Genomic DNA, 24,122 nt, shown 5'->3' on the forward strand with positions numbered 1-24,122 from the left:
TGACAAGGAGTTGCGCTTCATGGAAATAGAAGAGTTCGGCTACAAACAGGAGCTGAAACGTAGCCTCACACTGACCGACCTGGTGGTGTACGGGATGATCTTCATGATCCCCATCGCCCCGTTCGGCGTGTATGGCTACGTCAACGCCGAGGCACCGGGGATGGTGCCTCTGGCGTACATCATCGGCATGGTGGCGATGGTCTTCACCGCGCTGAGCTACGGCAGCATGGCGCGAGCCTTTCCGATTGCCGGATCGGTGTATTCCTACGCACAGCGGGGCCTGAATCAACATGTCGGTTTCATCGCCGGCTGGCTGATGCTGCTCGACTATCTGCTGATTCCGCCGCTGCTGTACGTGTACGCGGCGATGGCACTCAACCATTTGTATCCGGACATCCCGAAAGTCGGCTTCATTCTGGCATTCCTGGTCAGCGCGACCTTCGTCAACCTGCGCGGCATTACCTTCACCGCCCGCATGAATATCCTGTTCCTGCTCGCCCAACTGGTGGTGCTGGGGATTTTCCTGTTCTACGCCTGGAACGCCCTGCACAACGGTGGCGGCAACGGCCAGTTGACCCTGGCGCCGCTGTATCACCCGGAAACCTTCAACTTCGCCCTGCTGATGCAAGCGGTGTCGATTGCGGTGCTGTCATTCCTGGGCTTCGATGCGATCTCCACCCTCGCCGAAGAAATCAAGGGCGATCCGGGCCGCAGCGTCGGCAGAGCGGCGTTGATCACGCTGGTGGTGATGGGTGTGATTTTCGTGGCGCAAACCTGGATCGCCACCGATCTGGCAGCGGGCATGGGCTTCAAGTCCGCCGACACCGCGTTCTATGAAATCGCCGAAATCGCTGCCGGCAGCTGGCTCGCCACCTTGACCGGCGTGGCCACGGCCCTGGCCTGGGGCGTGGCGGTGGCGATCACGTCACAAGCCGCCGTCTCGCGCCTGCTGTTCGGCATGGCCCGCGACGGCAAGCTGCCGAAATTGCTGGCCAAAGTGCATCCGAAACACAACACACCGTACCTGAGCATTTATCTGGTGGCCGTGCTGTCGCTGGTGATCTGCTACCTGTTCATCAATTCGGTGGACACCCTGACCTCGCTGGTCAACTTCGGCGCCCTGAGCGGCTTCATGCTGCTGCACCTGACCGTGATCAATTACTACTGGCGCCGGCAGAAATCCGGCCAGGTGATCCGCCACCTGATCTGCCCGGTGATCGGCTTCAGCATCGTCGCGGCCATCATGTACAACATGGGCGTCGATGCCCAGAAACTCGGCCTGATCTGGATTGCGCTGGGTCTGGTGTACCTGTTCTTCCTGAACAAGCTCGGCGCCAGTACCGCGCTGCCTGACCCGAGCAATGGCTGACAAGAAAAAGAGCGGCGTCTGACAACAAATCAGGCGACCGCCGCTTTAACGCGTGGAAACCGACAGTGATAGTCAGGTTCGGCGAATGGGCCGAACCTTTTGATACAGGAGTGCATCCATGCTGGTCTTACGTCCAGTCGAGCCAACCGACCTGCCTCAATTGCAACAACTGGCGCGCGACAGTCTGGTGGGCGTCACATCCCTGCCGGACGACAGCGAACGCCTGGGCGAGAAAATCGCCGCGTCCCGTGCCTCGTTCGACAGCGATGCCACGGCTCAGGGCCCGGAGAATTACTTCTTCGTACTGGAAGACCTGGAGAGCCGGCGACTGGTCGGCTGCTCGGAGATCCTCGCCACCGCCGGGTTCAACGAACCGTTCTACAGCCTGCGCAACCGTCACTTCACCAGTGCCTCGCGGGAGCTGAACATCGAGCACGGCGTGCCGGCGCTGTCGCTGTGTCACGACCTGAGCGGGCATACGCTGCTGCGCGGTTTTCACATCGACGCGGCGCTGGTGCGCACGCCGTTTTCCGAATTGCTGTCGCGGGCACGCCTGCTGTTCATCGCCGCCCACGCGCCGCGTTTTGCCGAAGCGGTGATCACCGAAATCGTCGGTTACAGCGACGAGCAAGGGCATTCACCGTTCTGGGATGCGCTGGGCAAACATTTCTTCGACCTGCCCTACGTCGAGGCCGAACGCCTGTGCGGTTTGCAGAGCCGTACGTTTCTCGCCGAACTGATGCCGCAATACCCGATCTACGTGCCAATGCTGCCGAAGGCCGCGCAGGACTGCATCGGCCGCATCCACCCGGACGGCCAGGAAGCCTTCGACATCCTCGAGCGCGAGGGTTTTGAAACCAACAGCTACATCGATCTGTTCGATGCCGGCCCGACCTTGTATGCACGCACCGCCAACATCCGTTCGATCGCGCAGAGCCAGACAGCCACGGTTCAGGAGCAGTCTCTGATCGAGGCCCGCGGTCGCTATCTGGTGAGCAATGAGGCTCTGCAGGGCTTTCGGGCAGTGGTCGCCGAGCTGGATTACCAGCCCGGTCAGCCCCTGGCGCTCGACCCGGCCCTGTGCGCGGCGCTCAACATCCGCGCTGGCGGCACGATCCGGATCATCGCCCTGTGAACCGCGCCCCTACCCAACGACAGTGCCCGAGCAGGCGCGCAAAAGGAGTTGCAGCATGATTGTCCGTCCGGTCCAAGTCAGCGACCTGCCAGCGTTGATGACGCTCGTGCACCAGGCCGGGCCGGGGTTCACCACCCTGCCCGCCAACGAAGATCGCCTGGCCCACCGCGTACGCTGGGCACAACGGGCGTTCGCCGAGCAGGTCGAGCGGGCCGATGCCGATTACCTGTTCGTGCTTGAGGACGACGAGCAGCGGGTGGTCGGCGTCAGCGCCCTGGCCGGGGCCGTCGGCCTGCGCGAGCCTTGGTACAACTATCGGGTCGGGCTGACCGTCAGCTCGGCGCCGGACCTGGGCATTCAGCGGCAGATTCCGACGCTGTTCCTCAACAATGAACTGACCGGCCAATCGGAACTGTGCTCGCTGTTCCTGCGCCATGACCAGCGCCACGGCAGCAACGGCCGCCTGCTGTCATTGGGGCGTTTGCTGTTTGTCGCCGAATTCCCGCACCTGTTCGGCGAGAAGATGATCGCCGAACTGCGCGGCAGTGCCGACGAACAAGGTTGCTCGCCGTTCTGGGACAGCCTGGGCCGACACTTCTTCCAGATGGACTTCAGTCACGCCGACCACCTGTCCGGACTGGGCAACAAGGCGTTCATCGCCGAACTGATGCCGCGTCAGCCACTGTACACCTGCCTGCTCACCGAACAGGCCCAGGCCGTGATCGGCCAGGCCCACCCCAACACCGAGCCGGCCCTGAAAATTCTCCAGGCCGAGGGTTTCGCCCATAAAGGCTACATCGACATTTTTGACGGCGGTCCGGTGATCGAGGCGCCGATCCGCAGCATCCGCACGGTGCGCGACAGCCTGGAACTGACCCTGAGCATCGGCACGCCGGACGATCAGGCGCCCCTGTGGCTGATCCACAACCGACGCCTGGAAAACTGCCGCATCACCGTCGCGGCGGGACGTCGGGTCGGCACCAGCCTGGTGATCGACCGCCTCACTGCAAAGCGCCTGCAATTGCAGCCCGGTAATTCGGTGCGGGCGGTGCCGCTGCCCAATAAACAGCAGCACGCGGTGGCGGCCTGAGCGCAGAGGCCTGTCGTTCAAGCGCCTGAACAGGATTTTCCTGGTTAACTTCCTCGTTAATTCGTCATGATCCTTGACCCATTGCCGTGATAGCCTTTTCACCTTCGGCGTTGACACCTTTGCTCAAGCCTTTCCATTCCTTTGTATTGGTGGAACTCGTATGACCAGGCTTTCTCATCAAGATTTGCGCCGTAATTTCCGTCAGCTGCTGGCTTCCAACACGTGCTATCACACCGCCTCGGTGTTCGATCCGATGTCCGCCCGCATCGCCGCTGACCTGGGTTTTGAAGTTGGGATTCTCGGCGGCTCGGTCGCCTCGTTGCAGGTCCTGGGCGCTCCGGACTTTGCCCTGATCACCCTCAGCGAATTCGCTGAACAGGCCACCCGCATCGGCCGCGTCGCCCAATTGCCGGTGATCGCCGACGCCGACCACGGCTACGGCAATGCGCTCAATGTGATGCGCACCATCGTCGAACTGGAACGCGCCGGCGTCGCCGCACTGACCATCGAAGACACCCTGCTGCCAGCCCAATTCGGCCGTAAATCCACCGACCTGATCACCGTTGCCGAAGGCGTCGGCAAGATCCGCGCAGCCCTGGAAGCCCGGGTCGATTCGGAAATGGCGATCATCGCCCGGACCAACGCCGGCATCCTGCCGAACCAGGAAATCATCAGCCGCACCAAGCAATACCAGGCTGCCGGAGCCGACGGCATCTGCATGGTTGGCATCCAGGACTTCGATCAACTCGAGCAGATCGCCGAACACCTGACCGTCCCGCTGATGCTGGTGACCTACGGCAACCCGGCGCTGCGCGACGACAAACGCCTGGCCGAACTGGGTGTGCGCGTGACCATTGACGGCCACGGGGCCTACTTCGCGGCGATCAAGGCGACTTACGACAGCCTGCGCGAACAACGCCAGATCTTCACCCAGGCCTCGGACCTGAGCGCCACCGAACTGACCCACACCTACACCCAGCCTGAGGAATACATCCTCTGGGCCAAGGAATACATGAGCGTCAAAGAGTAACCTCGCACCACGCTACAAAGAGGCAGAGCGGCCCGACGCCATTACGAGTCCACTCGCATGGCGCCCGCCGCGAAACCGCTGCCTGCCGTTATCGTTTCGCCAACTCCATAATCATCCGCGACAACAGATAAATCCGCGGCGCCACGCTCTCCACTTCCGCGTATTCCTCCGGCGTGTGAATGTTGCCGCCGACAATCCCGAATCCGTCCAGCGTCGGCGTGCCCACCCCGGCCGACAGGCTCGCGTCCGCCGCCCCGCCGCTGCCTTCTTCGGTCAACTTGCGGCCGATTTCGCCGTAAATCCCTTGCGCCATCGCCATCAAGCGATCCGACTCCGCCGTCTGCGGCATCGGTGGCAAGCCACGTTGCAATGAAGTCTTCACTTCGGTATCGGGAATCAGCTTGTCCTGGGACACCCGCGCCAGATCCTTCTCGATCCGGTCGAACTCTTCCGGCACCGCCGCCCGCACGTCGGCCTTGGCCGTGGCCTGATCCGGGATCACGTTGGTGCGGTCGCCGGCCTTGAGCACGGTGAAATTGATAGTGGTTTTCTTGGCTTCGTCGCCGAGTTTGCCCAGTTGCAGGATCTGGTGCGCCGCCTCCATCGCCGCGTTGCGCCCCAGTTCCGGTGCGACGCCGGCGTGAGCAGCCTTGCCCTTGACCTCGACCAGCGCCGTGGCGCTGCCCTTGCGCCACACCACCAGACCATCGGCCGGGCGGCCCGGTTCGAGGTTGAGGGTGACGTCGTGCCGTTTGGCGGTTTTCTTGATCAGGTCGGTGGCGACGTCCGAGCCGGTTTCTTCGCTGGCATCGAGCAGGAAAGTGATTTGCGCATAGTCCTTGAAGTCGAGGTTCTTCAGAATTTTCAGCGCGTAGATGCCGGCGACGATCCCGCCCTTGTCATCCATCACCCCCGGCCCGTAGGCGCGGCCGTCCTTGATGTGAAACGGTCGCTCGGCGGCGGAGCCTTCCTTGAACACCGTGTCCATGTGCGCCATCAGCAGGATTTTTGCCTTGCCGGTGCCTTTGAGCGTGGCGAGCACGTGGTGGGTTTTATCCGGGGTGTTGGGCACCCGTTCGATGGTGGCGCCGAGCTTTTTCAGCTCATCGATGGCGATGTCGCTGACTTGCTTGAGCCCCGGCTCATAGCCGGAACCGGAGTCGATATTGACCAGCCGCTCAAGCAGTTTCAGGGCTTCGGGCTTGTATTGCTCGGCGTCGGCCAGCACCTGTTTGTGCGGTTCGGCGAAGACACCGGAGGTGGCAAAAGTGAGGGACAGGCCGGCCAGCAGGGAACGAGGGAATTTGAACGCCATGAATCAATCCTTGTTTCGTGTCGGGTACTGAACCGTACCTGACATCGCCCCATGGCTCTATACCGGATGCGACACCCGTTCCGCTCAGACCGAACCGAGCACTTCTCGTCGTGGCTTGTTATCGCTGCAGCAAATCACCCGGTTACGCCCGCCGGCCTTGGCTTCATACAGTGCCTGATCGGCGTCATCGAGCCAGCGTGTCGCATCGCTGTGTGCCGGATCGAGCGCCGCCAGACCGATGCTCAGGCTGACTTTCAGCGCCGGGTTCTGTTCGTACACCAGAAAGGAAAAACGCTCACGCAAGGCTTCCATCGCCTGCGCCGCGTTGAACAGCGGCAAGTCCGGCAGGATCACGCAAAATTCGTCACCGCCGTAGCGCCCCGCCACATCCGCCATGCGCAGATTCTGCTTGAGCATCTTGCTCAGCTGGCGCAGGACGATATCGCCGGCCACATGACCGTAGGTGTCGTTGATCGCCTTGAAGTGGTCGATGTCGATCAGCGCAATCGCGGCGCCGGTCTGCTGGCGTTTGCAGCGTTGAAACTCGACTTCCAGTTGATCCTTCCAGGCACCGTGATTGAGCAGACCGGTGAGGCTGTCGGTGCGGCTCAGGGCCAGCAATTCGCGTTTATGCAGGCCGAGGGTGTAGGCCTGGCGAAAGCAGATCCAGCCCAGCGCCAACGGATACAGCATCAGCAACGGCAGACAGGCATAGAGTTGTGCCGGCGTGGTCATCGGGACGAACGCGGGGGCAAATACCACCAGCCCGACACCCACGCCCAGCAGTTGCGACGCCGCCCCGGCCAGCAGAAAACGCAGGCCGCCAATGGCAACGTTGTTCATCGCCATCATCGAAATGGTCGTGGCACTGGGCAAGGGATTGAAGTGCATGGCGGCGACCCAGAAGCCACCGAGAAAGGCATCGATCAACAGATTGCGGTGCTCGGCGTGGTAGGGAACCCTGGCCCGGCGGGCCCATTGATACGCAAGGTGCGGCCAGACCAGGCCGTTGAACAGCATCAGCGCCCAGACCCAGGCCGGCGGATCGAGTGGATACATTGCGACGCTCACGCACAAAAGCCCCAGGACCAGCCCGAGGATTCGCGATGTATAGAGCCTCCTGGCCAGTGAAAGTCCCTTTCCTCCCGTTCTTCCCATAGGGGCCTCGACCACTCGACGGCACTGCGCAGACCGCAGACCGGATGTACTTGGAGTCTATCAGTGCAACGTTAAATAGCCATCACCGGCCAGCGGGCCGAATACTCCGTCATCAGCACCACACGGCGGGCAAATGATTGGCTATACATGAAAGGAAGAAAATGGAAAAAAGGCTCTAAGAAGGAGGCCCATGCAAACCTACCAGGTGTTGATCATCGGCAGCGGTTTTGGCGGCCAGTGCGCGGCGGTCAATCTGCTCAAGGCCGGTATCGACGACTTTCGCTTGCTGGAACGCCGGGACTTTTTCGGCGGCACCTGGTGCCAGAACACCTACCCCGGCGCGGCGGTGGATGTGCCGTCGCCGCTGTATTCCCTGTCGTTTGCGCCTTATCGCTGGACCCAGATGTTCGCCGAACAGGCCGAACTGCACCGCTACACCGACCATGTGGTCGAGCGCTTCGGCCTGCGTGATCGGGTGGAACTGGAGGCCAACGTCGAGCGCGTCGAATGGGACGACGGAGAAAAACGCTGGGCCGTACACACCGGCACCAAAGGCATTTTTTATGCGCAGTTCCTGATCAATGCCACCGGGCCGCTGAGCCAACCGGTTATCCCACACTTCCCCGGCCAGGATCGCTTTCAGGGCAAGACCTTTCATACGAACAATTGGGATCACGGCTACGACTATCACGGTAAACGCGTGGCGATTGTCGGCAGCGGTGCCAGTGCGGCTCAGGTGATTCCGGCCATTGCACCGAAGGTCGCCCAGTTGCATGTGTTTCAGCGCACAGCGCATTGGGTGCTGCCCCGGGCCGATCGTACGTTCGGTCGATTCCAGCGCTGGCTGCTGGGTCTGAAACCGGCCTACAAACTGCTGCGCTGGATGATCTACTGGCAATTCGAAACCCGGGTGATCGCCTTCAAATACTCGAAACCGGCGATTCATATGGTGCAGCGCCAGGCCCTGAAGTTTCTCAAACGCCAGGTGACTGACCCCGAGCTGCGGAAAAAACTCACACCGGACTTCACCATCGGCTGCAAACGGGTATTGGTCTCCAGCACCTATTACCCGGCGCTGACCCGGCCCAACGTCACATTGCACAGCCGCGAACAAGGCATCGCCAGCCTCGATGAAACCGGCATCGTCACCACGGACGGTCAGCACATCGATGTCGATCTGATCGTCTGGTCGACCGGTTACGACGCCACCGACGGCGTGATTTCCTACCCGGTCAGCGGAAAAAACGCCGTACAACTGCGCGACGTCTGGGCGCAGTACCCGCGCGCCTACCTCGGCACCAGCCTGCCGGACTTCCCCAATCTGTTTATCGTCACCGGGCCGAACACCGGCATCGGCCACACCTCGGCGCTGTTCATCATCGAATCGCAGATGAACTACATCCTCGACTGTATCCGCACCGTGCAGGCCAAAGGTCTGCGCAGCATCGAAGTTCGCCCCGAAGCAGAACGTACCTACACTCAGATGATTCACCGAGAAATGGAGCGCACGGTCTGGAAAACCGGCGGCTGCCACAGTTGGTATCAAAGCAGGAGCGGTCATGTGATCGCGATGTTCCCCGGCTTCAGTTTCAGCTATCACCGGTTGACCCGGGCGCTGAAACCGGCCGACCACATTCTGTCTTGAACAAGGAAGACCCACGATGCTTTTGCTGTTTGTCGCCCTCGCGGTTTTCGTGGCCTGGAGCTGGTTGAGTTACCCGGCGGTCGGCCACTGGCTTTACGATCTGAGCGCGGCCCTGGAGGCCCGGCTGTACCGGTTGCACAAGATTGAAGTGCCGATCGCCGAAATGACCGTGTCGACCTGGCAAGGCGGGCCTTATGAAGCGTCGAGCAGCATATTGATGCTGCACGGCTACAGTGCCGAAAAGAACCTGTGGCTGCGCTTCGCCCGGCATTTTGTCGGGCAGTACCGGGTAATCATCCCGGACCTGGCCGGCCACGGCGAAACCGGCTTCAAGGCCGGCGGTGGCTACGATATTCCGGTGCAGGCCAAGCGCATGATCCAGTTGCTCGACGTCTGCGGGGTCGAGAAAGTCCACGTGATCGGCAACTCCATGGGCGGCTACATCGCTGCGTGGCTGGCGGCGACCTACCCGGACCGCATCGCGTCGGTGGCGCTGATTGATCCGGCCGGCGTCACTGCGCCCGAGGCCAGCGACATGGAGCGCCACCTGGCCCGTGGGCACAATCCGTTCCTGATCAATTCCCGGGAAGAATTCCGACGCTTCTATGCGATGACCATGGCCTCACCACCGTGGGTGCCCGGTTTGGTGCTTGACGCCATTGCCCAGCGTTACGAACAAAACCGCGACGAACTGGAAGAGATTTTCCGGGATTTTCGCGCCAGCCCGCCGATGGAGCCGAAACTGCCGGACATCAAATGCCCGGCGCTGTTGCTCTGGGGCCGCAAGGACCGGTTGATCGACGTCAGCAGCGTGCCGGTGTGGAGCAAAGGCATCAGCAATCTGCGGGTCGATGTCTGGGAGGGCGTCGGCCATATGCCGATGGTTGAACAGCCGTCGAACACAGCACGTCTGTATCGGGAGTTTCTGGGGGAAAACTCGCGTCAGGACAGGTGAACGGTCAGTCGTTGGCAGAATGAAGTTCGTAGGATTCTTCGTTTGCCCGCGTCAGCGAAGGCTGCGATCTTTTCCGACATCCTTAACGTAACCGTGCCAGGAATTTTTTTCATGACCGTGCAGCCTTTCGTCAGTCCCGACCTGATCCGTCAACGCTTCTCCCAAGCGATGTCCGACATGTACCGCGAAGAAGTGCCGCTGTACGGCGCGTTGATGGAATTGGTGGAACAGACCAACCGCGACGTGCTGGCACGCGAGCCGCAAATCGCCAGTCAACTGCACAGCACTGGTGAAATCGAGCGGCTGGACATGGAGCGCCACGGCGCCATCCGCGTCGGCACCGCCACCGAACTCGCCACCCTCGCCCGCCTGTTTGCGGTAATGGGCATGCAACCGGTGGGCTATTACGACCTGACACCTGCCGGGGTGCCGGTGCATTCCACGGCGTTTCGTGCGGTGCATGAAGATGCGCTGCAGGTCAGCCCGTTCCGGGTGTTCACTTCCTTGCTGCGACTGGAATTGATTGAAGACCCCGAGCTGCGGGCCTTCGCGCATTCGGTGCTGGATCAGCGTTCGATCTTCACACCTTCGGCGCTAAGGCTGATCGAACAGGCCGAATCGGCTGGCGGCCTGAATGATTCCGAGGCCGGGGAATTTGTCCTGCAAGCGCTGGAGACGTTTCGCTGGCACCACAGCGCCACCGTCACCGCCGCGCAATACCAGAACCTCAGCGCTCAGCATCGCTTGATCGCCGATGTCGTGGCGTTCAAGGGACCGCACATCAACCACCTGACCCCGCGCACGCTGGACATCGACATCGTCCAGGCGCAGATGCCGCTGCGTGGCATCACGCCCAAAGCGGTGATCGAAGGCCCTCCGCGCCGGCAGCATCCGATCCTGTTGCGTCAGACCAGTTTCAAGGCGCTGGACGAGCCGATCGCCTTCACCGACCAGACGCAAACCCGCGGCAGCCACAGCGCCCGCTTCGGCGAAATCGAACAACGTGGCGCAGCGCTGACCCCCAAGGGCCGTGCGTTGTACGACCGACTGCTGAACGCGGCACGCGATGAACTGGGCGATTTCCCCAACGAAGCCAACGCCTCACGTTACAACGCGCTGATGACCCAGCACTTCAGCGAATTCCCTGACAGCCTCGAGGGCATGCGCGAGCAGGAACTGGCGTATTTCCGTTATGTCCTGACAGATAAGGGGCTGGCGGCGAGTCGTCCCGCTGATGCTTCGCTGCAAGGGTTATTACGCGACGGCTATGTGAAAGCCGAACCGTTGGTGTACGAAGATTTCCTGCCCGTCAGTGCGGCAGGGATTTTTCAGTCGAACCTGGGGGATGCGGCGCAGACGCACTATGGCGAGCATTCCAATCGACAGGCGTTCGAGTTGGCCTTGGGGCGTTCGACCATTGATGAGTTGGGCCTGTATGCCGAAACCCAGCAACGCTCGATCGAGGAATGCCTCACTGCAATTACCCGATCCGCGTGAAAAGCGGCGATTGGCCATACTGCGCAAGAAGTTGCGCACTTGTTTTGTAAAAAAGCTCACCGATTCCACTGGAGGCCATGTGTTTCAAGGGCTCCAGCCAAGTGCGCAAGAAGTTGCGCAGTACTGCGCAACTTCTTGCGCACTTCGAGCTACCGAGCTGATCAAAAAACGCTCAAAGCCGCGAGCCAGAGTGGTCAAGTCCCCGGCTCCCGGGGACGTGGCAAAAGCTGGCACGCTCCTTGATAACAGTCAGGTACCCACCGGGCGATTTCGCCTCCCGGGCACCCTAACTTTATCCGCAAGGAGCACCTCCCATGGCAACACCAGCGTACATGTCGGTTACCGGCGAAAAACAAGGCCTGATCACTGCCGGCGCCTTCACCGCCGACTCCGTTGGCAACACCTACCAGGAAGGTCACGAAGACCAGGTCATGGTTCAGGCGTTCAGCCACGACGTGATCATCCCGCGTGACCCGCAATCCGGTCAGCCAACCGGTCAGCGCGTTCACAAGCCAGTGATCATCACCAAGGTCTACGACAAGGCTTCGCCACTGCTGCAAGCTGCTCTGACCTCCGGCGAGCGCATGAGCGAAATCGTTATCCAGTGGTACCGCACTTCGGCTCAAGGTACCCAAGAGCACTACTACACCACCAAACTGGAAGACGCGATCATCGTCGCCATCAACAACAAAATGCACAACTGCCAGGATCCAGGCAACTCGCACTTCACCCACCTGGAAGAAGTGCAGTTCACCTACCGCAAAATCACCTGGACCCACGAAGTATCCGGTACTTCGGGTTCCGATGACTGGCGTGCTCCAGTCGTTTAATTACGGCTGATCGTTACAAGCATCGGCCAGCTCTGCTGGTCGATGTTGTTTACGCCCCTCCAGAATTTCGCGTACGTTGACCCGCTTTGCGGGCGTCGACGAGCGCCGCTGTACAGCACGAGGAACAAGGGATGTTCGCGCCGGCCAATGAAACCCACTTTGCCCTGACCATCGAAGGTCTTTCCGCCGACTTTCAGGTGTTTACCCTGACCGGCCGGGAAGCCATCAGCCAGCCTTTTGTGTTCGAGGTGGAGCTGGTCAGTGAGCAGCCGTCGCTGGACCTCGAAACCCTGCTGCACAAACCGGCCTTCCTGCAACTGTCGCCCGACGGCAGCGGCATCCACGGCCTGATCTACCGCGCCGCGCAAGGCGATTCCGGCAAGCGCCTGACGCGCTACTCCGTGACCCTGCGCCCGCAACTGGCGTACCTGGCGCACCGGATCAACCAGCGGATCTTCCAGAACCTCAGCGTGCCGAAAATCATCGGCAAGGTCCTCGAAGAACACGGCATCCAGGGCAACGCCTACGCCTTCCAGACCGGTTCGATCTACCCTGATCGCATTTACTGCGTGCAGTACGACGAATCGGACCTGCATTTCATCCAGCGCCTGTGCGAAGAAGAAGGCATTCACTACCACTTCCAGCACAGCGCCACGGGCCACAAACTGGTGTTCGGCGATGACCAGACGGTGTTCAAGAAACTGGCGCCGGTGGCCTATCAACAGGACTACGGCATGGTCGCCAGCGACCCGGTGATCAAGCGCTTCGACCTGCGTCTGGAAACCCGCACCAGCCGCACCACCCGCCGCGACTACGACTTCGAAAAACCCCGAATCACCCTCGAAAGCGAAAACCGTGGCGATGCCCTGCCCGACCTCGAGGACTACGACTACCCGGGCCGTTTCGTCGACCGCGAGCGCGGCAAACACCTGGCCAAACGCGCCCTCGAACGCCATCGCAGCGACTTCCAGCTCGCCGAAGGCAAGAGCGACCAACCTCTGCTGGTCAGCGGCCATTTCCTCGCGCTGAAAGAACACCCGAAAGCCAAGTGGAATGACCTGTGGCTGCTCACCGAAGTCCACCACGAAGGCAAACAGCCGCAGGTGCTGGAAGAGTCGGTCACCAGCGACACCACCGCGCTCAAAGACGATTTCCATCAGGGCTACCGCAACCGCTTCCAGGCCACCCCGTGGGACGTGCCGAACCGTCCGCCCCTGCGCCACCCGAAACCGCGCATCCTCGGCAGCCAGAGCGCCGTGGTCACCGGGCCGAAAGGCGAAGAAATCCACTGCGACGAATACGGCCGCGTCAAAGTCCAGTTCCACTGGGACCGTGAAGGCCAGGCCGACGACAAGACCAGCTGCTGGCTGCGCGTCTCCAGCGCCTGGGCCGGCGCCCAATACGGCGGCATCGCCATCCCGCGTATCGGCATGGAAGTGCTGGTGACCTTCCTCGAAGGCGACCCCGACCAGCCGCTGATCAGCGGCTGCCTGTACCACAAGGAAAACACCGTCCCCTACGCCCTGCCGGCGAACAAGACCCGCACCACCTTCAAGACCCTGAGCTCGATGGGCGGCGGCGGCTTCAACGAACTGCGCATCGAAGACAAGAAAGGCCAGGAACAGATCTTCCTCCACGCCCAGCGCGACTGGGACGAGAACATCGAACACGACCAGAAAATCCGCGTCGGCAACGAACGCCACGACGTCGTGGAAAAAAACAGCTACACGGAATTCAAGGCCGAAGAACACCACACGGTTTATGAAGACCGCAAAGTCGAAGCACGGGCCAACGACCACCTGACCGTGGGCGTGAACCAGCACATCAAGATCGGTACCGGGCAATTCATCGACGCCGGCCAGGAAATTCACCTGAGCAGCGGGATGAAGGTGGTGCTGGAGGCCGGGGCCGAACTGACGCTGGTCGGCGGTGGCAGCTTCATCAAGATCGATGGCGGCGGCGTGACCATGAGCGGGCCGGCGATCAACATCAACTCCGGCGGCGGACCGGGCAGCGGCACGGGTGCCGCCCCGTTGATGCCAGGTGTGCTGAAACAAGCAGATGCCGACAAGGCGGGCTCCGTGCTGACCCCGGCGCAAATCAACACCCTCAAACGTAATGCACCGTTCTGCGAAGAGTGCGAAAAATGCAAGGCAGGTGCCTGTGCCATCTAATCGAATGACACCCAAGGATTGGCTGGCACAACAGCCGCTGCAAAAAGATGAACGTCTGTATCTGGTCATCAGCGCCGCGAGCGATGCCGACGCGCTGAAGGCCCTGTATCAGAGCGAACCGTCCGTCCAGGCCATTCCCGTCTGGGGTGGAACACCCTACTCCACCTGGCAACCGGTGATGCCCTACGTCGCCGAACTCAAGGCCAACTCGGCCTTCCTGCCTTGGATCACCGAAACCGACGCCCTCGACTGGGGCTGGCTGGCGGTCTCCCGCTCCGCCCCCAACGAAGTCTTCGAACATCTGCGCAGCTTGACCCAGGTAAAGATGCCGGACGGGACCGAAGTGTTTTTCCGGTTTTGGGATGGGCGGCATATCTATCCGATTCTTGAAGGGTTGGGTGAGACGGCTGGGGAAGTGTTGCCGGTGTTTGAGCGGTATCTGATCAATGGGCGGAGCCTGGAAGTCGGGCCGAGGGTGGTGCCGAAGGCGAAGGATTGGCCGTGGTGGGAGGTGCCGAAAGACCTGCTGGACAGCTTGATGGCCGAAAATCCGTCGACCGTAATCGGCAACATGATGCAGTGGCTGCTGGACGAACATGCCGACCTGTACTTCTCGTTCCCTGAATCGAACCTGCAAAAGAAAGTGGCGCGCTTCGTAAAACGCACGCCACTCACGGAAGAAAATTTTACCGGCCTACTGAAGGCCCATCTGGAAAGTGAGGTGGCTGTATGAGCATTTTGATGGGTGAGATTGTTGCCAATCTCAATGCAAAACAGCCTGATGCTCAGGCCATCATCAGCGACTTCAAGAAGTGCCTGAAGGATTATCGCGAGCATGCCGAAGCCTGGTACGGCGGCATTCTGGATGCAGAGCAACAGTTCAAGGTCGGTGACGAAGTCGGCACAGCGGACAAGGACAGCAAAAAGGAAAATACCCTTTATGCCAACTGCCCTGCGAACGGCAAGCTCGTGCTCGTACACAGTTTCGAATCCGCTCGCTTTGTGCCGATCGGCAATACGCCGGTACGTCTGACGCCTGTGGTCGATGGTCGCTTCGTTGGCAAAAACGAAGTGGGGCCGGCGATCAACAAGACCATCGATGCGACCGGCATCCTCGAAGTCTCGGGCCTTACACCGAACCAACAATACAAGATCACCTTCTTCCCCAACCCTACACCTGCCCAGATCGATAGTCTGTTCAACTCCTATCAGGGGGTAATCGGCGAACTTGGAGGCTGGTTACAAACGGAGTGGAGCACCAGTTTCCTGCCGCTCTGGCAAGCGCACACCGATGCCTCGCTCGGCGGGCGTGCCCTGCAAGAACTGGAAGCCGCATGGGAAGGCTTTCTGAAAGCGATCATGAGTTTGTGGGGTGATATCAAGAGCCTCTATGACCTGGTTGCGCACCCTCGTGAGAACTACGAGAAACTGAAAAACTTCTTCACCGAAGAACAGATCAAGAAGATTTATGACGCCTCCGCAGAGGCAATTCACACTGCCCTGCTGATTGCCAGCGACGAACCACTGATGTGGATCTACGTCGCAGCCATCGTGGCCTGGGTGAAAATGTTGCCGCCGCAGACCTGCACCGAAGTGCTAGCTCAGTTGAGCACGGAGTTCTTGCTGAATATTCTGGTCGGCGTCGTCCTGACTGGCGGTCTCGGTCTGGCGGTGCGTGTCGGTACGAAAGCCATCAAAGGCGTGCAAGCCAGCGGCAAAGTCGTGAAGCTGATTGAAGACTTTACGGGCATGCTGATGAAAGTCAGCAAATCCAAGGCAACACCGCATACCGAGGCGTCGAGGCCTTTGCTGCTTAATGGTGATGCGGCGTTTAACCCGGCGCGCAAGGCCGATGTTCAGATTGCCAGCCCCAAACCTGCTGAAACCGCTAAGGCACCTGAACAGAAACATCCTGTCAGCAGCGGAAAAGTTGAATCCGATGCGCAGGTTCAAGCCCGTAGAAAAAATGAACCTGCCTCTCGAGCAGAGCAAGTAGAAAAGGTCGACAACGCTCCCGAACAGTCGAAAAACCCGGCTGATCAACCTTCCAAGTGCTCCAGCGAAACGTGCGTTAAAGATGACCCAATCTCGATGGTAACCGGTGAGGAATTACTTACCCTAACCGACGGTGAACTTATTGGTTCGCTAGCTTTGGAGTGGACCCGTCTGTATCGCAGCAGTGCGGTTGAAATAGACAGCCGTCTCGGTCATGGCTGGAGCCACTCGCTTTCACATCGTTTGCAACTCGACGATGAAGGTGTCCTTTGGACAGACAATGAGAACCGTCGTACCCGGTTTCCGATGCCTACGGAACAACGGCCGGCTATTACGAATAGCCTCGCACAAGCGGCGATCTTCCTGGGCGACGCACCCGGCGAACTCATTCTGACCCAGGCCGGACCAAAAGCACGCTTTTACCATTTCCGTGCCGGGCGACTGACAACCATCAGTGACGCCTATGAAAACTGTCTGCATCTGAGTTATGACTTTGTTGATCGCATTCAGCGCATCGACAACGGTGCAGGACGATCCCTGCTGCTTCGCTATGACGATCGCCACATTGTGGCAGTCGACCACCAGCAACAACGTGCTGAATATAACGAACGCGGTGAGCGTCAAGACCCATGGGTAACCATCCAGACGATGGTCACCTACCGCTACAACGCTCGCAATCAACTCGTATCGGCGATCAATGCTGCAGGTGAAGCGGAGCACTACCGCTACAACGACCAACACGTCATTGTGGAGCGGCAACTTGCCGGTGGTGCCAGTTTTTTCTGGGAATGGGAGCGAGAAGGCAAACTTTCTCGTTGCGTTCGTCACTGGGCTAACTACTCGCAATTGGAAGCGCGCTACGAATGGGATGACAAAGGCTCAGTCACCGCTTACAACTCGGACGGCAGCAATCAAGTCTATGTGCATGATGAGAATGCGCGCCTTATCAGTGAGACCGCACCCGACGGCGGCGAAACGCAAAACTCTTATGATGATCAAGGTCGTCTGATCGCAGTAAAAGACCCAATGGGCGCGATCACCGAATATCAGTACAGCGACGCAGGGCGCTTGATTGCGGTGATCCCGCCGGAGGACTTACCGACCCGTTACAACTATTTCAACGGCCAACTCATTGACATTCAACGTGGCAAAGCCCGCTGGAAATACGAGCGCAACCGACAGGGTGACATCACCCAGCAAACCGATCCCGACGGCCACGAAACCCAATACAGCTACGACCGTCATGGCCGACTGATAGAAATTCGTCACCCCGATGGTAGTCGTCACCAACTGGGCTGGAACAACCTAGGTCAATTGCTGGAAGAGCGTCTGCCGGACGGCGGTCAATGCAAGTACCGCTACGATGCACTTGGACGGCAGATCACCCGCCAGGACGAATTCGGCGCCATCACCCATTACCAATGGGACGCCGTCGACCGCCTGACTCAGGTCACCCTCCCCAGCGGCGCCACCCGTGCTTTCACCTACAACCCGTACGGACGCGTCACCGCCGAACGCGATGAGCTCGGCCGCATCACCCGCTACGAATACGCCGACAACTTGCATCTGGTCAGCCGCCGCATCAATCCCGACGGCAGCCAGTTGCGCTATCGCTACGACAACGCCGGCCTGCTACTCACTGAAATCGAAAACGAACGTGGCGAGCACTACAAGCTCGACTATTACGCCAACGGCCTGATCCAGCAGGAAACCGGTTTCGACGGCCGCCGTACCGCGTACGAATACGACCTCAACGGCCAGTTGTTGAAGAAGACCGAATTCGGCGACGACGGCAGCGAACTGATCACCGAATATCAGCGTGATGCTGCCGGTCGACTGCTGGTAAAAACCCTCGCCGATGGCGAAGAAATTCACTACAGCTACGATGCCCTTGGCCGTCTGGTGAATGTCGACGACGGGCACTGGCCGCTTGCCTACGAATACGACGTGCAGGATCGCCTGATCACCGAACACCAGGGATGGGGCACCACACGTTACGAATACGACAGCGTCGGACAACTGAGTCACTGCCGCCTCCCCGATGGCAGCACACTCGACTACCGTCATCTCTCAGGAGGACGCCTTAGCAGTATTGACCTCAATGGCTCACGCCTGACCAGCCACCAATTCAGCGCCGGTCGCGAACAGCAACGCCAACAAGGACTGCTGCTCAGCCAATACCTGTACGACGAACAAGGTCGCCTGCAAGCGCACAGCGTCAGCCAGCGTGAAAAAAACCTGTTCCAGCGTCGCTACAACTACGACGCCAACGGCAACCTCGTCGGCATCGACGACAGCCGCAAGGGCAACCGCAGCTTCCACTACGACCCGCTGGACCGCTTGACCAGCGTACGTGGCGCGACACCGGAAACCTTCGCCCACGACCCGGCCGGTAACCTGCTTGGGCAGAACAACGAAGGCACAGCCAACCTCGCCAACGTGAAAGGCAACCGTCTGCTGATGCAGGGCGACCGCCATTACGACTACGACGCCTATGGCAACCTGATCCGCGAACGCCGTGGCACCGGACAGAAACTCGTCACCGAATACAGCTACGACTCCCAGCACCGACTAATCCGTGTCAGCCTGCCGGATGGTAGCGCCGCGTCCTACAAATACGACGCCTTCGGCCGCCGCATCGAGAAAACCGTCGATGGCCATACCACCGAATTCTTGTGGCAAGGCGAACGCCTGATCGCCGAAAGCGGCGACAACCGCTATCGCACCTACATCTACGAACCCGGCAGCTTCCGCCCGCTGGCGATGCTCGACGGCGAAGGCCCGCGCAAGGCAACGCCGTTCTACTACCAGCTCGATCACCTGGGCACACCGCAAGAACTCACCGACTACAGTGGCGAGATCATGTGGTCCGCGAAGTACCGCGCCTACGGCAACCTCGCGGCGCTGGACGTCAGTGAAATCGATAACCCGTTGCGATTCCAAGGTCAGTATTTTGATGCCGAGACAGGCCTACACTACAACCGTCATCGCTACTACAATCCGGGGACTGGGCGGTTTCTGACTCCGGATCCGATCAAGCTTGCGGGTGGGTTGAATAACTACCAGTACGTGCCTAACCCTACGGGATGGGTGGACCCTTTGGGGTTAAGTGCTAACTGCCCTAAAAACTCGAAAATCGGAACAAAAAACAAGGCAGATGACACCAGTGGAGCCAAAGCAGAAACTGGTGAACCTGAGCTTCCAAAAGGCCATGAAAGTACCCTTACAAGGAAAGCAGCATTCAGGCAGGCCAAGAAAGTCGGAGGAATTCCGCTGTCACAGCAGCCAACGAGATCATATAAGGAAGTGCTTACTGACCAAAAGGGTCGAGTAATGAGCCGCGTATATGAGTTTCGCTTGAAGGATGGCCGAACTGTTACGATTCGAGAGCACTCACTTGGGCACGTAAAAGGAAATGAGGGACCTCACTTCAATACAGAGGTTACGGGAACTACTGGTACGAAAGCGGCCCTAAAAGAGGGCGACAACTCCCATACTTACTTTAAAAAAGAATAACCATGAATACATTTTACATCTGTGAACCGGGAATAAAGCTCTGTGAGCAACCTATCTACACAACCGCTCCCGGATTCGTAAGTTATTCGTTTTATTCCGCATCATTGTCGGAGGCATGGTCAACTTGGAAAAAGTTGAGTATCGCTTTGTCAACTGAGTGGCCCGTAACTATAAAATGGCGAACAGTTGGAGATTCGCTCGAACAGCAAAAAATACAAGAGATTCGCCTACGCAAAGACATCGAAAAAACCTTAGGTAAAAACGGATTTATTAAAAAGAACGAACAAACAAAAATCTACTCATACTTAAACCCCGAAAAAACCGAAAAAAACCAAATAAACCCAAACGAATTAACACAATATCGAAATACTTTCCTCATACTTAAAAAGCAAACTCCAGACATGCAAGTCCTATGGAATCAACTTAGCAATGGTGATAAAGGTGTAACTTCAAATAGCCTATTTAACTTTTTGACACTTGATCGAGAAGCTCTGATATGTCGCTTCTTAGAAAGCGATACCCACTCAACCGCACAACTTATCAGCCCAATTGAATACCATACAAGAATCAATTCAATACTCGAAAAAATAAACATTACAAAGACAACAGAAACCGATCTACCAACCATAATTAGCCATCTATAAAAAGGAAATCTAGCAAAATAAACGCAACAAAACGGGATCTATAAATGTGGACTTCAGCAATATCAAACAAAAAAACAATGGACTTCAATTTTTGGAGAGCACCATTTACCTAACAACATTTACGTCTCTTACGCAATGCTGGACGGAACATCTACAAACTTAAATCTACGATACTCAATAGAACAAGCAACCGCCCCAAAAAATGGCTGAAGAAAAGCTACAACGAGTATGAATTCAATCTCTACATCGTCAACATAGAGGACTTCATAGTGGAAAATTTCAACTTCAGCGGCTCTATTAACATATCTATCAAACAAGACGGACCAAGCTACAAAATCGAATTAGGATTTGCAAACTCATGCAAAGCCATGTTTAGTGCAAAAAACATCACAATGGCCAACATAAAGCATACTACAACAACGGAGCCATATAGCTAAAATCAAAGCAACAAATCTAAAAATAAAAACATGACTACAAATCTGTCCCCTTTTTTTGCAACTTTCACAAGGAGAAAGTAATGTTAGAAAAAAATAAAAAATAGAACTTAAAAGTGAGGATGCTCTTGAAGCTCTAGCCGAATTGGAATTTATACTAATTTCCCTACACAAAATGGGAAGTTACTATAGCGACAAATCAGTCGAAGATTATCAAAAAGCCACCACCGACTTCATTGACAATGAAAAGGTAACTCATAGACTTGCAAAAATAAGAAAAATCATCTCCAAAAGCTTTGGTACAACTCTTGGTGACGACGACATGGACGATATTGAACGCCATGTAGAAAACATTCAATTTTGGAAACCCTAAACTCAAAAATCAAGAATAAAAGTGGACAGATTTGTTTTTCGTTGAAGAAAATAAATCTGTCCCCTTTCAATTCCTTTCAATTCGAATCTACTTAGACGAAACCTTGACAACAGTTACAAACTTCCACCCAACAATGAAGTGACAACATGCAAACACCAAACCTCACTGCGAAACAAGAAAGCATAATTCATAACTGCTTATTGGATTTGCTTGAATCACACTCACTAAACAATCCAAGCTTTTTATCAAAAGCGCTTGACAGTCTAATTGAATCCCGAGGATTCGGTATCGAAATGTCTGGAATCTATATCAGCACAGACGACGAATACGAAAACATTCCAGAATACCTAAAAACTGGAATAGCTTTCGAATTTATGGACGACCATGTTTCGCTACCGTTCGGGGAAGCCATTGCTTGCATAACAAACTGGTGCAATAAAAACAACCAAACAGCAAACGCCTCAATCAACTCAAAACTTAAAGCCCTCCAAAAAAACTCATGAGAGCGCTTTAATCCCAATTAAAGGCAGAATTAAAGGGGGCAGATTTATTTTTCGTCTTCAGCCCCTGGTCGAACTTGGTATGAAGCTGATGTAGGCCTTAACAATAAAATGTCTCGTAGCAACCAACCAGGAACAAGACTACTTTATTCGGACGATGGACTTCTTTATATAACTAGCGACCACTACAACACCGCCAGCTCTATTGGAACCTGGAAGTGAGCTTTAAAAATGATAATTGTACTTGATGGCTTAACTATTTCATCAGAGCAAGAGTTTCACAAAAAAATAGCCGTTGCTTTTGCGGTGACAGATTTTTATGGAAACAATCTCAACGCCTTATGGGACCTACTCAGCACCGACGTGGAACGCCCCGTAGATTTAATATGGAAAAATTCTGAATACTCTCAAAAAAACATGGGAGATTCGTACAATAAAATAATAAAAATTTTTGAACGCACAAAGCAACAGGATGTGAATTTCGGATGGGAGGAAAAATTTAACTATTATCTAGAGTAATCACTAAAAAGCTAAAACGGGCTATCAAAACTACAAAACAAAGGGCGTAGATTTATGTTTTTACTGAAGAGAATAAATCTATCCCCTTTCAGCTAACAGGCTTGAAAGACCAACCAAAGACAAACGAATTGGCAAGCAAAAATGTTCACCACCGACAAAAATAAAATTCAAGAAAATTGGCTTGAGGAAATATACCCTCGACAAAACTCTGCGATGTTCAATAATGGCTTCTATTGCCTGTTTGAGAACTCAGCAAAAGAAGAAAAATTAACAAAAAAAACATGGATTCCGGTAAATGACTTTTTGTTAAACCACACTGACACATGCGAGGGCCTCTCGACCAGTTATAAAGTAGAAGGGTCTAATAACAATTTTTTTACTTGCGGCGAATGCTTAGCATCCGGGGACAATGGCTTTATTGCACTTTCCAAAAAAGACACCAACGAGCTAGTCTGGCTGATCGTATTGAGCGGAACCAATCCATTTGAAAAAATCATTATTCATAACAGCAGCATCCATGTTCAATCATCAAACGGCACATTAGCCATAGTACCCATTGATCGGCCAGACAACCTATCCATAGAATGGCCTTAACTATAAAAACAGAATCAAAGGAAAAATCAAAGCAAAAGGAGATACATATATTTTCCTGAAAAATATATGTATCCCATTTTTTCAGAATTCGTTCGAGGGCAAAAATGACAGCACAGAAATGTATCCCGCGAACTGTATGGCACGGGCTCGACGGAACAGGCTACAACAACATTGCGCAAGAGCTAAAATCCGAGAACCCCTCTCTTAGAAAATGGATTTCAGTATATGCCATTTATAAATACCCCATTACCAATGACCCACATCAATATTACGAATTTATCCACCACTCAAAAAGCTTCCGATATGCAATAGTGATATTTACAATCCCATCCAAAACACTTAAAACAAGTGATGGCGTGGACGACCGAGACATTACTATCGCAAAATTAGAAACCATGAACTCTGAGGCGGAAATCAACGCCTTTTTTGAAAACATCGACATCGACCCAGAACTTTTCACCACGCCCTGGCGTTGTAAATACCCTCTCTAGTAGCCAAACTGAAATCCGCCCATTTTTATTAACTCTTTACTATTCTCCAAATCAGTTTAAAGAAAAAAAATGAGTACTCAAAAGACAATCCCTGGAAAAATTTGGTGGGGCTTTGAGGCAAAATCATATACAGAAATTGCTCAAGAGCTACCTTCACAGGATGAGTCACTTCGAAAGTGGATAGCAATCTACGCCGTTTATCATTTAAACTTCGAAATAGATCCCCAGGAGAGCGTTATTACAAATTTCTAGAAGATGCAAAAAACTCTAAATACGTAATTATAGAATTCACTCTCCCCATCCAACTTCTCGAAACAAGAGACAGCATTAGCACCAACGACACGAAAATAACAAAATGCAAAACCTTGGAAACAGAGGAAGAAATCAACTCTTTTCTTTACGAAAACAACATAAACCCAGAGCTATTTACGCCACCATGGACTTGCGAGTACCCGCTAGACTGAGTTCAACAAAAGAGGCCACAGAGGACACACTAACATGAGAACCCAGCTTAAATACGAACTCCATCCCCTTCGAGTCCCAAGCGGATGGACTATTACAATCAACAACCTTTTCGAGGTTGATTTCACACCAGAGACTGTCGAGTGGTTTAGTAACTCAGTTTTACTGGGTGGTGTCCGACGAACTACTGGTCATTGCTTTGACTCAAGACTTGAGCCAGATGGAGATCCTGACGGGGACTTTGTCATTGAATTCCTGACAATCAAGTAGGGGGTGTCAGAAATTTTGTGTTCGGGCATAACATGAGTAAGAGGTGCATGTATGCCAACCAAAAAGAAACCCGCGTTGCGAGAGCTGCCAAAAATCCCGAAAGAGCTGCTTGAGCAATTCACAGAT

General features: G+C 55.9%; 18 protein-coding genes. 16 read left to right on the plus strand and 2 right to left on the minus strand.

Annotated elements, in window-relative coordinates; translation table 11 throughout:
* Window positions 1-19: 19 nt before the first annotated feature.
* The 4 genes from L6D81_RS20955 (at window position 20) to L6D81_RS20970 (ending at window position 4,624) form a co-directional block, all read left to right on the plus strand.
* Window positions 20-1,369 carry an APC family permease gene (locus L6D81_RS20955; RefSeq protein WP_236181755.1) on the plus strand — a complete coding sequence of 450 codons (1,350 nt, stop codon included), beginning with the start codon at window positions 20-22 and terminating at the stop codon, window positions 1,367-1,369.
* Between the two features lie 118 nt (window positions 1,370-1,487).
* On the plus strand, window positions 1,488-2,504 hold the full coding sequence (locus tag L6D81_RS20960) for an arginine N-succinyltransferase (RefSeq protein WP_236181756.1): 1,017 nt from the start codon (window positions 1,488-1,490) through the stop codon (window positions 2,502-2,504).
* Window positions 2,505-2,559: 55 nt separating this feature from the next.
* Window positions 2,560-3,594, plus strand: a complete 1,035-nt coding sequence (gene astA, locus L6D81_RS20965; RefSeq protein WP_236181757.1) for an arginine N-succinyltransferase — start codon at window positions 2,560-2,562, stop codon at window positions 3,592-3,594.
* Window positions 3,595-3,754: 160 nt separating this feature from the next.
* Window positions 3,755-4,624, plus strand: a complete 870-nt coding sequence (locus L6D81_RS20970; RefSeq protein ID WP_236181758.1) for an isocitrate lyase/PEP mutase family protein — start codon at window positions 3,755-3,757, stop codon at window positions 4,622-4,624.
* Between the two features lie 88 nt (window positions 4,625-4,712).
* On the opposite strand, the gene L6D81_RS20975 is transcribed toward L6D81_RS20970, so the two are convergent.
* Window positions 4,713-5,939: a M20/M25/M40 family metallo-hydrolase gene (locus L6D81_RS20975; RefSeq protein ID WP_236181759.1), complete on the minus strand. Its 1,227-nt coding sequence runs from the start codon at window positions 5,937-5,939 to the stop codon at window positions 4,713-4,715.
* An 84-nt stretch (window positions 5,940-6,023) separates the two neighbouring features.
* On the minus strand, window positions 6,024-7,097 hold the full coding sequence (locus L6D81_RS20980; RefSeq protein ID WP_236181760.1) for a diguanylate cyclase: 1,074 nt from the start codon (window positions 7,095-7,097) through the stop codon (window positions 6,024-6,026).
* A 190-nt stretch (window positions 7,098-7,287) separates the two neighbouring features.
* On the opposite strand from L6D81_RS20980, the gene L6D81_RS20985 reads away from it, so the two are divergent.
* From L6D81_RS20985 to L6D81_RS21045, 12 genes are all read left to right on the plus strand, one after another.
* A complete protein-coding gene (locus tag L6D81_RS20985; protein WP_236181761.1) occupies window positions 7,288-8,742 on the plus strand; it encodes a flavin-containing monooxygenase in 1,455 nt (484 codons plus the stop codon).
* 16 nt (window positions 8,743-8,758) lie between these two features.
* On the plus strand, window positions 8,759-9,697 hold the full coding sequence (locus L6D81_RS20990) for an alpha/beta fold hydrolase (protein WP_236181762.1): 939 nt from the start codon (window positions 8,759-8,761) through the stop codon (window positions 9,695-9,697).
* 111 nt (window positions 9,698-9,808) lie between these two features.
* Window positions 9,809-11,194 (plus strand): 2-oxoadipate dioxygenase/decarboxylase HglS, encoded by a 1,386-nt coding sequence (gene hglS / locus L6D81_RS20995; RefSeq protein WP_236181763.1) that lies wholly within the window; start codon window positions 9,809-9,811, stop codon window positions 11,192-11,194.
* Between the two features lie 314 nt (window positions 11,195-11,508).
* Complete coding sequence (locus L6D81_RS21000; protein WP_003226246.1) at window positions 11,509-12,024, plus strand: Hcp family type VI secretion system effector; 516 nt, start codon at window positions 11,509-11,511, stop codon at window positions 12,022-12,024.
* 131 nt (window positions 12,025-12,155) lie between these two features.
* Complete coding sequence (locus tag L6D81_RS21005) at window positions 12,156-14,198, plus strand: type VI secretion system Vgr family protein (protein ID WP_236181764.1); 2,043 nt, start codon at window positions 12,156-12,158, stop codon at window positions 14,196-14,198.
* Complete coding sequence (locus tag L6D81_RS21010; protein ID WP_236181773.1) at window positions 14,188-14,931, plus strand: DUF4123 domain-containing protein; 744 nt, start codon at window positions 14,188-14,190, stop codon at window positions 14,929-14,931. Before L6D81_RS21005 ends, L6D81_RS21010 begins: the two co-directional genes overlap by 11 nt.
* Entirely contained in the window at window positions 14,928-19,709 is a 4,782-nt protein-coding gene (locus L6D81_RS21015) for an RHS repeat-associated core domain-containing protein (RefSeq protein ID WP_236181765.1), read from the plus strand. The genes L6D81_RS21010 and L6D81_RS21015 overlap by 4 nt, the downstream gene beginning before the upstream one ends.
* 2 nt (window positions 19,710-19,711) lie before the next feature.
* Complete coding sequence (locus tag L6D81_RS21020) at window positions 19,712-20,353, plus strand: hypothetical protein (protein ID WP_236181766.1); 642 nt, start codon at window positions 19,712-19,714, stop codon at window positions 20,351-20,353.
* Window positions 20,354-21,306: 953 nt separating this feature from the next.
* Window positions 21,307-21,663 (plus strand): hypothetical protein, encoded by a 357-nt coding sequence (locus L6D81_RS21025; protein ID WP_236181767.1) that lies wholly within the window; start codon window positions 21,307-21,309, stop codon window positions 21,661-21,663.
* A gap of 228 nt (window positions 21,664-21,891) precedes the next feature.
* Window positions 21,892-22,179: a barstar family protein gene (locus L6D81_RS21035; RefSeq protein ID WP_236181768.1), complete on the plus strand. Its 288-nt coding sequence runs from the start codon at window positions 21,892-21,894 to the stop codon at window positions 22,177-22,179.
* A gap of 141 nt (window positions 22,180-22,320) precedes the next feature.
* A complete protein-coding gene (locus L6D81_RS21040) occupies window positions 22,321-22,773 on the plus strand; it encodes a hypothetical protein (RefSeq protein ID WP_236181769.1) in 453 nt (150 codons plus the stop codon).
* Between the two features lie 104 nt (window positions 22,774-22,877).
* Entirely contained in the window at window positions 22,878-23,264 is a 387-nt protein-coding gene (locus tag L6D81_RS21045) for a hypothetical protein (protein ID WP_236181770.1), read from the plus strand.
* Window positions 23,265-24,122: the final 858 nt, after the last annotated feature.

The organism is Pseudomonas sputi (genome assembly GCF_021603585.1).
Taxonomy (GTDB): Bacteria; Pseudomonadota; Gammaproteobacteria; order Pseudomonadales; family Pseudomonadaceae; genus Aquipseudomonas; species Aquipseudomonas sputi.

Bases quoted from the DNA above. Each gene is read 5' to 3' on its own strand.
- L6D81_RS20990 (WP_236181762.1), top strand. From the start codon at position 8,759: ATGCTTTTGCTGTTTGTCGCCCTCGCGGTTTTCGTGGCCTGGAGCTGG.
- L6D81_RS21000 (WP_003226246.1), top strand. From the start codon at position 11,509: ATGGCAACACCAGCGTACATGTCGGTTACCGGCGAAAAACAAGGCCTG.
- hglS (WP_236181763.1), top strand. From the start codon at position 9,809: ATGACCGTGCAGCCTTTCGTCAGTCCCGACCTGATCCGTCAACGCTTC.
- L6D81_RS21040 (WP_236181769.1), top strand. From the start codon at position 22,321: ATGTTCACCACCGACAAAAATAAAATTCAAGAAAATTGGCTTGAGGAA.
- L6D81_RS21045 (WP_236181770.1), top strand. From the start codon at position 22,878: ATGACAGCACAGAAATGTATCCCGCGAACTGTATGGCACGGGCTCGAC.
- L6D81_RS21015 (WP_236181765.1), top strand. From the start codon at position 14,928: ATGAGCATTTTGATGGGTGAGATTGTTGCCAATCTCAATGCAAAACAG.
- astA (WP_236181757.1), top strand. From the start codon at position 2,560: ATGATTGTCCGTCCGGTCCAAGTCAGCGACCTGCCAGCGTTGATGACG.
- L6D81_RS21005 (WP_236181764.1), top strand. From the start codon at position 12,156: ATGTTCGCGCCGGCCAATGAAACCCACTTTGCCCTGACCATCGAAGGT.
- L6D81_RS21025 (WP_236181767.1), top strand. From the start codon at position 21,307: ATGCAAACACCAAACCTCACTGCGAAACAAGAAAGCATAATTCATAAC.
- L6D81_RS20970 (WP_236181758.1), top strand. From the start codon at position 3,755: ATGACCAGGCTTTCTCATCAAGATTTGCGCCGTAATTTCCGTCAGCTG.
- L6D81_RS20985 (WP_236181761.1), top strand. From the start codon at position 7,288: ATGCAAACCTACCAGGTGTTGATCATCGGCAGCGGTTTTGGCGGCCAG.
- L6D81_RS20960 (WP_236181756.1), top strand. From the start codon at position 1,488: ATGCTGGTCTTACGTCCAGTCGAGCCAACCGACCTGCCTCAATTGCAA.
- L6D81_RS20980 (WP_236181760.1), bottom strand. From the start codon at position 7,097: ATGGGAAGAACGGGAGGAAAGGGACTTTCACTGGCCAGGAGGCTCTAT.
- L6D81_RS20975 (WP_236181759.1), bottom strand. From the start codon at position 5,939: ATGGCGTTCAAATTCCCTCGTTCCCTGCTGGCCGGCCTGTCCCTCACT.
- L6D81_RS20955 (WP_236181755.1), top strand. From the start codon at position 20: ATGGAAATAGAAGAGTTCGGCTACAAACAGGAGCTGAAACGTAGCCTC.
- L6D81_RS21020 (WP_236181766.1), top strand. From the start codon at position 19,712: ATGAATACATTTTACATCTGTGAACCGGGAATAAAGCTCTGTGAGCAA.
- L6D81_RS21035 (WP_236181768.1), top strand. From the start codon at position 21,892: ATGATAATTGTACTTGATGGCTTAACTATTTCATCAGAGCAAGAGTTT.